Consider the following 9966-nt stretch of genomic DNA (forward strand, 5'->3'; position numbering starts at 1 on the left):
GGCGGGCGGGCGGGTGCGCTCAACGGGCTCACCGGCTCACGCACCCACGGGCTCACGGGACCCCGCATCGTCCGCGCGATCCGGGGCAATCGGTGAGGGAAAGCTTTGGGCAGGGATCGGCGAGCGTGGACGAGGGACGCGTGACAGACACCGCGGGCATGAACGAAGGAGCGGGACCGGCGGAACTGTCGGTCACCCGCTCCACCGTCGACGGGGTCACCGTCGTCACGGTGACCGGCGAGGTCGACCACCACACCTCGGGCGCTCTCCGCGACGCCCTCGTCCCCGAGGATCCCACGCCCGGCGGCCGCACCGTGGCGGACCTCGGCGGCGTGCCGTTCATGGACTCCAGCGGCATCAACGCCCTCATCGCGGGCCACCAGGCACACGGCCCGACGGGCTGGCTGCGGCTGGCCCGCGTTCAGCGGCCCGTCCTGCGCACCCTGGAGATCGTCGGCCTCACCCCTATCCTCGCCTGCCACGACAGCGTCCGCGACGCGCTGGAGAGCTGAGGGCCGCCACCCGGACCCGCCCCGGGTCAGGACTGCGGGCGCCTGCCGTGGTTGGCCGCGTGCTTGCGGCGCGACTTCTTCTTGCGGCGTCGCTTCGAGGACATGGGCATCTCCCTGCACGAGTGGACGACAGAGGCATCGACACAGGCGTCGACATATGCACACTAACCCGGCATTACCCGCTGCTCCACCGAAAGCCGCGAGAGCAACTTGTCTGCCTATGATGCGAAATACCGGACTCCCCGTCTTGGTCCGGCTTCCCGTTCGTCGCGGAGGAGGCAGACACCATGACCGGTGATCCGGAGCCGATCAGCGCGCAGGCCCGGCGTGCGCTGGAGCAGGAACTGGCCGACCTGCGGGACGAGCGCCGGCTGGTCGCCGGGACGCTCCAGGACTCCCCCTCGGTCGGCGACCAGGCCGACCAGGCCGACGAGTTGCAGCGCGCCGACCAGCTCGACCGTCTCGACCGCCGGATCGAGGACATCACCGTACGGCTGCGCCAGGCGGTGTCGGCCGGCCCCACCCCCACCGACGAAGTGGGGGTGGGCAGTACGGTCACCGTCCGCTTCCCGGACGGCTCGGTGGAGACCCTCCAGGTCGGAGAGACGGCCGAGGCACTGGACCAGACACTGGTCACCGCCGACAGCCCCCTCGGTCACGCGCTGCTGGGACACCGGCCGGGGGACACCGTGCACTACGGCACCCCGGACGGGCCGGCGACGGCGGTCGTGGAGGCGATCGGTGAGGGGCCGGCGCCGTCGTAGCGTGGCCCCCGTTCAGCCGCCGGACGGCGTCCCGCTGCCGGACTGAGCCCCGGACTCCGAAGGCGCGCCGGACTCCGAAGGCGCCCCGGGCGCGCCGGAGTCGTTCTTGCGCACCGAGCAGTGCAGGGAGTCGTTCTGGACGTCCGCGACGATCGTGTCGCCGGGGCCGGCCTCGCCGCCGAGCAGGAGGCTGGCGATGCGGTTGTCCAGTTCCGCCTGGATGGTGCGGCGCAACGGACGGGCGCCGAACTCCGGCTGGTGGCCGTGGGCGATGAGCAGCTTCTTGGCGGCTTCGGTGACCTCCAGGCCCATGCCCTGGGCGTGCACCCGGTGCTTGCTCCGGTCCAGCAGATGGTCCACGATCCGGCTCAGGTCGTCCTCGGTCAGGCTGTGGAAGATGATGATGTCGTCGATCCGGTTGAGGAACTCCGGCAGGAACCGGGTGCGCAGGTCGGCCATCAACTCGTCCTTCAGTTCGGACACATCGCCCTTGTGGTCGAGGATGCGGTGCGCACCGATGTTGGACGTCATGATGATGACGCAGTGCCGGAAGTCGACGGTGCGGCCCTGGGCGTCGGTCAGCCGTCCGTCGTCCAGGATCTGCAGCAGTGTGTTGAAGATGTCGGGGTGGGCCTTCTCCACCTCGTCGAAGAGCACCACGCTGTAGGGCTGCCGGCGGACCTTCTCGGTGAGCTGGCCCGCCTCCTCGTAGCCCACGTAGCCGGGAGGCGCCCCGACCAGCCGGGCGACGGTGTGCTTCTCCTGGAACTCGCTCATGTCGAACCGGATCATGCGGTCCTCTTCGCCGAACAGCAGGGCGGCGAGGGTCTTGGCGAGTTCGGTCTTGCCCACACCGGTCGGACCGAGGAAGAGGAAGGACCCGACCGGGCGGTTCGGGTCGCCCATCCCGGCGCGGTTGCGGCGCACCGCCTGGGAGACCGCCGTGACCGCCCCCTCCTGGCCGACGACCCTCGCGTGCATCTCCTCCTCCAGCCGCAGCAGCTTCTCCTTCTCGCTGGCGGTGAGCTGGGAGACCGGGATGCCGGTGCGGCGGGAGACGACGTCGGCGATGTCGTCGGCCGTGACGGAGACGACGCCCTCGCGGCGCTCCTCGATGCCGGCGAGTTCGCCCTCCGCCTCGGCGATCTGCCGCTTCACCTCCGACGCCTTCTCGAAGTCCTCGGCGGCGACCGCCTGTTCGAGTTCCCGGCGCAGCTTGGCGATACGGTCCTCACGGCTGACGAGTTCGGTGGAGCGGGCCGCGCTGCGCAGCCGTACCCGGGCACCGGCCTGGTCCATCACGTCGATCGCCTTGTCGGGCAGGAACCGGTCGCTGATGTACCGGTCGGAGAGTTCGGCAGCGGCGGCGAGCGCGGCGTCGTCGAAGCGGACCTGGTGGTGTGCCTCGTAGGAGTCGCGCAGCCCTTCGAGGATCTGCACCGTCTCCTCGACGGTGGGCTCCGGGACCATCACCGGCTGGAAGCGGCGCTCCAGGGCGGCGTCCTTCTCGATGTACTTGCGGTACTCGTCGATGGTCGTGGCACCCACGACGTGCAGCTCCCCGCGCGCGAGGGCGGGCTTGAGCATGTTGCCCGCGTCCATGGAGCCCTCGCCGGTGGCACCGGCACCGACGACCGTGTGCAGCTCGTCGATGAAGAGGATGATGTCGCCGCCGGCCGCCTGGACGTCCTCGATGACCTTCTTCAGCCGCTCCTCGAACTGTCCGCGGTACTGGGCCCCGGCCACCATGCCCGACAGGTCCAGCGAGACGACCCGCTTGTCCTTCAGTGTGTCGGGGACCTCACCGGCGACGATGCGCTGGGCGAGTCCTTCCACGATGGCGGTCTTGCCCACGCCGGGCTCCCCGATCAGCACGGGGTTGTTCTTGGTGCGCCGGGAGAGGATCTCGACGGTCTGCTCGATCTCCTCGCTCCGCCCGACGACCGGGTCGAGCCTGCCCGCCTTGGCTTCCTCGGTCAGGTCGCGGCCGAACTCGTCCAGGGTGGTGGCCGGCGTCTTGCGCTCGGCGGGGGCGGCCTCGGAGCGTGCCGCCGACTGTTCAGCGATGCCGGCCAGGCGCCGGGTGTCCAGACCCTCCGCCCGCAGCATCCGGGCGGCGCCCGTGTCGCTGTCGCCGATCAGGGCGCCGAGGATGTGCTCGGGGCCGATGTAGGACACGCCGGCCGCCTGGGACTGGGCGTAGGCGGCGCCGAGGGTGCGCTTGGCCGCCGGGGTCAGGCCGGGTTGCGCGGACGGCTCGCCTGACTCGCGGGGCAGGATCTTGGCCAGCTCCGCGGCGAGCGCGTCGGGGTCCATGCCGACCTGGGTGAGCAGCCGGCGTGACGGCTCCACCTGGGTGGCCGCCCAGAGCAGGTGCTCGGTGTCGAGATCGGAGGTGCCGTCCCCCAGGGCTCGCTGCGCGGCCAGATTGAGCAGTTCCTGCGACGACTCGGTCAGCAGCCGGCCGATGGGTACGCGCTGCACAGCGGGGGGCGAGGAGGCCGGCGACATACCGAAGAAACGATTCAGCAGCTCGCTGAACGGGTCCGACGAACCGAACGGTGCACCGAACGACATCGACATGACAGCTCCTGGCGCGCGAGGGGTCGGCGATCCCCGAGGGGGCGTCCGCGAGGGACGTCCGCGAAGGGGCATGCACACGGGGGCAGCCGCGTGAGAGCGGCGGAACGGAACGCTGGTGACGGGGAGGTCGCTCACGGAAAAGGTCGGCAGCACGAAAGGCCACTGGGGCCGGGGTCCCACGGGGTCCTTAATCACTCAACCCCTGTGCGGACGGCACCGCAAGCGGAGGGGGCGGGCGGGAGGTCGTCGAGAAAGCTCACGGTCGGCACGTGGAAGAGGCAACCGGTGACCGCGACCGAGAAGTCGAGAATCCGGTCGTGCCGTCCCGGCCCGCGGCCGAGGAACATATTCCGCAGCATCTCCTCCGTGACGTCCGGCGTACGGGCGTAACCGATGAAGTAGGTGCCGAACTCGGCTCTTCCGACACTGCCGAACGGCATGTTCTCCCGTACTATCTTGCGCTCGTCCCCTTTCTCGTCGGTGACGGTGTTCAGCGCGACATGGGAGTCCACGGGCTTGGTCTCGTCGGGGAGTTCTATGTTGGCCAGTTTGGTACGCCCGATCACCCTTTCCTGCTCCTCGGTCGGCAGCGAGTCCCAGGCCGTCATGTCGTGCAGGTATTTCTGGACCGTCACGTAGCTGCCACCGGCGAATTCCGGGTCCTCGTCCCCGACGAACACCGCGTCGGCCGCCGGCTGCCCCTCGGGGTTCTCACTGCCGTCCACGAAACCGAGCAGATCGCGTTCGTCGAAGAACTTGAAGCCATGCACTTCGTCGGCCACCGTGGCCGCGCCGTCGAGACCCTCTCCCAGCCGCCGGGCCAGTTCGAAGCAGAGGTCCATGCGCTGGGAGCGGACGTGGAAGAGGAGGTCGCCGGGGGTGGCGGGGGCCCGGTGCCGGGGCCCCGCCAGCTCGACGAAGGGGTGCAGGTCGCGGGGCCGGGGCCCGCTGAACAGCCAGTCCCAGGCCGTCGAGCCGATGCCGACGACGCAGCTCAGCTCCTCGGCGGGCTCACGGAAGGCGACCGAGCGGCGCAGGGCGGAGACGTCCTCCAACAGGTCCCGGACCCGGCCCTTACCCCCTGGTGCGAGCGTGACCACCAGGAACACGGCGGCCCTGGCAGGCGGAACGATGACGGGCTGCGGCTCGGACACGGGGCATCCGCCTCCTGAGATGTCTTCCGCACCAGCATCGCGCGCCTCGGCCCGCACGGCAGGTCGTACGACCTCCAGGGCGGGGTGCCGGGTGTGGAGAGACGCCGTGTCAGTACAGCACCGGCAGGTCGCCGGGCCGTACCCGCAGGGTCACGGGGAGGGTGGCGTCCACCTCGCCGTCGGCGCCGTAGGGGACCGGCCGGTCGGCCTCGATGCGCAGTTCCCGGCCGCGCAGGACACGCACTTCGGGACGGCGGACGTGCCCACCGGTCTTCAGCTCGTTCATCAGGGCGAAAAACAGCCGGCGCGGGGCCTCGCGGATCATCACGACATCCAGCAGCCCGTCGTCGACGCGCGCGTCGGGGGCGATGAGGCGGCCGGAGCCGTAGTAGGGGGAGTTGGCCGCGACGACGGTGTAACCGCGGTGGGTGTGTTCCTCGCCGTCGACGGTGACGCGGTAGTCGGCCGGCCGCCAGGTGGTGACGGCGCGCAGGCCGCCGGCGTAGTAGGAGGCGGCGCCGCGCAGCAGACGCGCGTTGTTGGCGTGCCGGTTGGCCAGCGCGTCGACCCCGGCGTACACGCTGCCCAGCACCACGGTGCGCGGGTGGACCGCCGACTCCACCTCGATGGTGTCGACGGGCCGTGGCTCGGCGTGCAGCAGGATGTCCGCGAGCGCCTCGGGGCCGGCGGGCAGGCCGAGCGCGCGGGCGAAGTCGTTGCCGCGTCCGGCCGGTACGAGACCGAGGACGGTGCCGGTGCCGCTGAGCGCGCCGCCGATGCCCCCGGCGATGCCGTCGCCGCCCACGGCCAGGACGATCCGGCCGCGCTCGCCGGCCTTGCGGGCGATGTCCTGGGCGTGGGTGAGGCTGTGGCTGTACTCGGTCTCCAGCCCGGCGCCGGCCCCGCGGAGCAGCCGGGCCAGCTGGAGCAGGGTCGCCGCCCCGGTCGAGCCGCCCGCTGTGGGGTTGACGACGGCGGTGAAGTGGCGCATCGGTGTGCCTCCGGGGCAGGCGGTCGGATCGGTGGGTCAGTCGGTGGGCAGCAGGACACCGGGGTTGAGCAGCCCCTCGGGGTCCAGGCGGCGCTTGACGGCGCGCAGGGCCGCGATGCCGAGCGGACCGGCCTCGCGGACGTACCAGTCGCGGTGGTCGGTGCCGACCCCGTGGTGGTGGGAGATGGTGCCGCCGGCGGCCAGTACGGCCTCGTTCGCCGCGTGCTTGGCGGGCGTCCAGTGGGCCACCGGGTCCTCGCCCTGGGCGCTGACGACGGTGAAGTACAGCGAGGCGCCGTTCTCGTACACGTGGGAGATGTGGCACATGACCAGGGGCGGGGTGCCGGCCTCGGTGAGGGTGTCCGTCAGCGCGCTGCGGACGGCCGTGTACAGGTCGGGGATGCGGGACCAGAAGGCCGCGGTCTCCAATGTCTCGGCGAAGGCGCCCACGTCGAGCAGGGCGTCGCGCAGGTAGGGCGCGGAGTAGCGGCCGTGCGCCCAGCGTTCGCCGGGCTCGGTGCCCGCCAGGGTGCCGCCGCAGTCCGTCAGGACGGCCGCCGCCCGCTCCCGGCGGTGCGCGGTGTCCTCGGCCGTGCCCTCGTACCCGGCGATGGCCAGGCATCCGGCGCCGCCCTGCGCCAGGTCGGCGCCGATCGCGTCGGGCTGGGCGAGGCCGATGAGCGTCTCGGTCTCGTCGGACAGGCGCAGCACTGTCGGCCGGGGACCGTCCTGGGCGAGCCGGCGCAGTGCGGCGGCGCCCTCCTCGAAGGAGCCGAAGCGCCAGCCCTCGTACACGCGCGACTCGGGCAGCGGGCGGATGCGTACGGTGACCGAGGTGATGACACCGAAGGCGCCCTCCGAGCCGAGGATCAGCTGGCGCAGGTCGGGGCCGGCGGCGGAGCGCGGGGCCCGGCCCGTCTCCAGGGTGCCCTCGGGGGTGGCGACGGTCAGTGCGAGGACCATCTCGTCGAAGCGGCCGTATCCGGCGGACGCCTGTCCGCTGGAGCGGGCGGCTGCGAAGCCGCCGATGGTGGCCCATTCGAAGGACTGCGGGAAGTGGCCGAGGGTGTAGCCCTGTTCGGCGAGGAGGGCTTCCGCCTCGGGCGCGCGCAGGCCGGGCTGGAGGACGGCGGTGCGGGAGACGGGGTCCAGTTCCAGCAGGCCGTTCATGCGTCGCAGGTCCAGGGCGACGAACGCGCCGCGCTGCGGGGCGAGTCCGCCGACCACGGAGGTGCCGCCGCCGAACGGCACGACGGCCAGGCGGTGCGCGGCACAGGCCCGCAGGACGGCGAGGACCTCGTCGTGGCCGGCGGGCAGGACGACGGCCTGCGGGACGTCGCTGAAGTCGGCGGCACGGATGCGCAGCAGGTCGGGGGTGGACTTGCCGCGGGTGCGCCGGATCCGGCTCTCGGCGTCCGTGCGGACGTGCTCGTCACCGCCGACGGCTTCGGCGAGCGCCTTCAGTGCGGCGGGGTCGGGCGCGGCGTCGGGCAGGCGGAGGTCCTGGAGGGCGAGCGCGGGGGCGCTGCGCGGCTTGACGCCGAGCAGGTCGCGCAGCAGACCGGTCACCGAGTCGGGCAGCGGTGCCGCCTTCGCCGGGTCGCCCCAGCCGTTCCACAGCATGTCCATTGAACGGTCGTCCTCACAGGTCGGTGTGCTCGGTTCGCGCGGCTCGGCTGCCGTCCCGGCGGCCGGACCGCTTCCGTCCCGGCCCCGGGGCGTTACACTGTGACACATGACGCCTATTCGTCACAACGGTTCGGACAGCGATTCCGTGCTCGACGCGGCACGCGACTGTGTGCTCGCCGTCGGGGTACGGCGCACCACCCTCGCCGACGTCGCCCGCCGTGCCGGGGTCTCCCGGATGACGCTGTACCGGCGCTGGCCCGACCTGCAGACCCTTGTGGGCGATCTGATGACCCGGGAGTGGATCGGCGTGGCCTCCCGGGCCATACCGGCACCCACGCCCGGTGTCGGCACGCGCGCCCGGATCGTGGACGGACTGGTCGCCGGGGTCGAGGCGTTCCGCTCGCACCCCCTCTTCCGCAAGATCGTCGACGTCGACCCGGAACTGCTCCTGCCGTATGTGCTGGACCGGCGCGGCGCGAGCCAGGAGGCGCTGCTGGCGCTGCTGGGCGACGCGCTGCGCGAGGGCCACGCGGACGGGTCCGTGCGGCCCGGCCACACCGAACGGCAAGCGCGCGCCCTGCTGCTGACCGTGCAGTCCTTCACCCTGTCCCTGCGCACCATGACCGACGAGGACGATCCGGAGCTGGACTCCGGCGCGTTCCTCGGTGAGCTGCGCACCCTTCTGGAGAGGACCCTGACGCCATGAGCCACACCGAGGCCGCGCCCGGCTCGTCCCTCAGCGCACACCGGCGCGGCCGGGAACTGGCCGAGGCCACGGACGGCCGGGTGGCCGACGTCCTGGTCGTCGGGCTCGGCGCCACGGGCGCCGGAGCCGCGCTGGACGCGGCGGCCCGCGGACTGGACGTCGTCGCGGTGGACGCCCACGACCTGGCCTTCGGCACCTCCCGCTGGAGCTCGAAGCTGATCCACGGCGGGCTGCGCTATCTCGCCTCGGCTCAGTTCGACGTCGCCCACGAGAGCGCGGTCGAGCGGGGGGTGCTGATGACCCGCACCGCCCCGCACCTGGTGGCCGCCCAGCCGTTCGTGCTGCCGCTGACCCCGCTGGTGTCCCGGGCGCAGGCCTCGCTGGCCTGGGCCGGGTTCCGGGCCGGCGACATGCTGCGGCTGGCTGCCCGTACCCCCCGCCAGGTCCTGCCCGCTCCGCGCCGGCTGTCGGCGACGGAGGCCCGGCACCTCGCGCCCTCGGTCCGCGCGTCCGGGCTGCGCGGCGGTCTGCTGTCCTGGGACGGCAAGGTGACCGACGACGCGCGCCTGGTGACCGCCCTGGCCCGGACGGCCGCCGCCCGCGGCGCCCGGGTGCTGACCCGGGTACGGGCCCTGGAGCTGACCGGTTCGGGGGCCCGGATCCGTGACGAGGTCACGGGCGAGGAGGCCGAGATCAGGGCACGGGCCGTGATCAACGCCACCGGGGTGTGGGCGGGCGAGCTCGCCGACGGCATCCGGATCCGCCCGTCGCGCGGTACCCATCTGGTCCTGCGCTCGGAGCGGCTCGGTGCCCTGCCGGCCGGCGTGCACGTCCCGATCCCCGGCGAGACCAACCGTTTCGTGCTCGTCCTGCCGCAGGGCGACGGGCGGGTCTACGTCGGGCTCACCGACGAGCCGGTCGACGGCGGGATCCCGGACGTGCCGGAGGTCCCCGAGACCGACATCGGTTTCCTGCTGGACGTGCTGGGCTCGGTCCTGGACACCCCCGTCTCCCGGGACGAGGTGGTCGGCGCCTTCGCCGGGCTGCGCCCGCTGCTGGACACCTCCGCGCACGACGGCCGGGACGGCGAGCCGACGCGCACCTCGGACGTCTCGCGCCGGCACGCGGTGCTGACCTCGCCCGACGGTGTCATCACCGTGGTCGGCGGCAAGCTCACCACCTACCGGCGCATGGCGCAGGACGCCGTGGACGCCGCGGCCGGGGTGAGGGGGCTGCGCACCGGCCCCTCCCCCACCGCCGCCCTGCCCCTGATCGGCGCCGCCGCCCCCGGACGGCTGCGCGCCCTGCCCGTGCCCGGCCGGCTGGTCCGCCGCTACGGCACCGAGGCCGTGGCGGTGCACACCCTCGCGGCCGAGGACCCGGCCCTGGCGGAGCCGGTGCTGCCCGGCCACCCCGTCACCCGTGCCGAACTGCTGTGGGCGGTGCGGCACGAGGGGGCACTGGACGAGTCGGACCTCCTGGACCGCCGCACCCGCATCGGCCTGGTCCCCGAGGACCGGGCCGAGGCCCTGCCCGTCGCCCGGGAGATGCTCAACCGGGCGGCGCCCACCCGCTGCTGAGTGCCGACGGCCACCCGCTGCCCGGCGGCGGGGCCGCGCCCGGCGGC

The 9966-nt window shown here is 72.9% G+C and carries 8 protein-coding genes; 4 read left to right on the top strand and 4 right to left on the bottom strand.

The window, feature by feature from the left end; all coding sequences use genetic code 11:
- The first annotated feature begins 140 nt into the window (after positions 1 to 140).
- Entirely contained in the window at positions 141 to 512 is a 372-nt protein-coding gene (locus GT045_RS09550; RefSeq protein WP_345942596.1) for an STAS domain-containing protein, read from the top strand.
- Between the two features lie 287 nt (positions 513 to 799).
- On the top strand, positions 800 to 1276 hold the full coding sequence (locus tag GT045_RS09555) for a GreA/GreB family elongation factor (protein WP_161333895.1): 477 nt from the start codon (positions 800 to 802) through the stop codon (positions 1274 to 1276).
- 12 nt (positions 1277 to 1288) lie between these two features.
- On the opposite strand, the gene GT045_RS09560 is transcribed toward GT045_RS09555, so the two are convergent.
- The 4 genes from GT045_RS09560 to GT045_RS09575 all read right to left on the bottom strand — a co-directional run bounded on the left by GT045_RS09560 (position 1289) and on the right by GT045_RS09575 (position 7633).
- Positions 1289 to 3859 (bottom strand): ATP-dependent Clp protease ATP-binding subunit, encoded by a 2571-nt coding sequence (locus GT045_RS09560; RefSeq protein WP_161333896.1) that lies wholly within the window; start codon positions 3857 to 3859, stop codon positions 1289 to 1291.
- 191 nt (positions 3860 to 4050) lie between these two features.
- A complete protein-coding gene (locus GT045_RS09565; RefSeq protein ID WP_161333897.1) occupies positions 4051 to 5013 on the bottom strand; it encodes a Dyp-type peroxidase in 963 nt (320 codons plus the stop codon).
- A 109-nt stretch (positions 5014 to 5122) separates the two neighbouring features.
- Positions 5123 to 6004, bottom strand: coding sequence for a diacylglycerol kinase family protein (locus GT045_RS09570; RefSeq protein ID WP_161333898.1), 882 nt, complete (start codon positions 6002 to 6004; stop codon positions 5123 to 5125).
- A 36-nt stretch (positions 6005 to 6040) separates the two neighbouring features.
- Positions 6041 to 7633 carry an FAD-binding oxidoreductase gene (locus GT045_RS09575; RefSeq protein ID WP_161333899.1) on the bottom strand — a complete coding sequence of 531 codons (1593 nt, stop codon included), beginning with the start codon at positions 7631 to 7633 and terminating at the stop codon, positions 6041 to 6043.
- Between the two features lie 106 nt (positions 7634 to 7739).
- On the opposite strand from GT045_RS09575, the gene GT045_RS09580 reads away from it, so the two are divergent.
- Both GT045_RS09580 and GT045_RS09585 read left to right on the top strand, forming a co-directional pair.
- On the top strand, positions 7740 to 8339 hold the full coding sequence (locus tag GT045_RS09580; protein WP_161297041.1) for a TetR/AcrR family transcriptional regulator: 600 nt from the start codon (positions 7740 to 7742) through the stop codon (positions 8337 to 8339).
- Positions 8336 to 9919 (top strand): glycerol-3-phosphate dehydrogenase/oxidase, encoded by a 1584-nt coding sequence (locus GT045_RS09585; RefSeq protein ID WP_161333900.1) that lies wholly within the window; start codon positions 8336 to 8338, stop codon positions 9917 to 9919. The genes GT045_RS09580 and GT045_RS09585 overlap by 4 nt, the downstream gene beginning before the upstream one ends.
- Positions 9920 to 9966 lie beyond the last annotated feature (47 nt).

The organism is Streptomyces sp. SID486, assembly GCF_009865385.1.
Taxonomy (GTDB): domain Bacteria; phylum Actinomycetota; class Actinomycetes; order Streptomycetales; family Streptomycetaceae; genus Streptomyces.

What these genes read in the sequence shown, in the direction of transcription:
- GT045_RS09555 (WP_161333895.1), top strand. Translation starts at nt 800, where the DNA reads ATGACCGGTGATCCGGAGCCGATCAGCGCGCAGGCCCGGCGTGCGCTG.
- GT045_RS09560 (WP_161333896.1), bottom strand. Translation starts at nt 3,859, where the DNA reads ATGTCGATGTCGTTCGGTGCACCGTTCGGTTCGTCGGACCCGTTCAGC.
- GT045_RS09570 (WP_161333898.1), bottom strand. Translation starts at nt 6,004, where the DNA reads ATGCGCCACTTCACCGCCGTCGTCAACCCCACAGCGGGCGGCTCGACC.
- GT045_RS09575 (WP_161333899.1), bottom strand. Translation starts at nt 7,633, where the DNA reads ATGGACATGCTGTGGAACGGCTGGGGCGACCCGGCGAAGGCGGCACCG.
- GT045_RS09580 (WP_161297041.1), top strand. Translation starts at nt 7,740, where the DNA reads ATGACGCCTATTCGTCACAACGGTTCGGACAGCGATTCCGTGCTCGAC.
- GT045_RS09585 (WP_161333900.1), top strand. Translation starts at nt 8,336, where the DNA reads ATGAGCCACACCGAGGCCGCGCCCGGCTCGTCCCTCAGCGCACACCGG.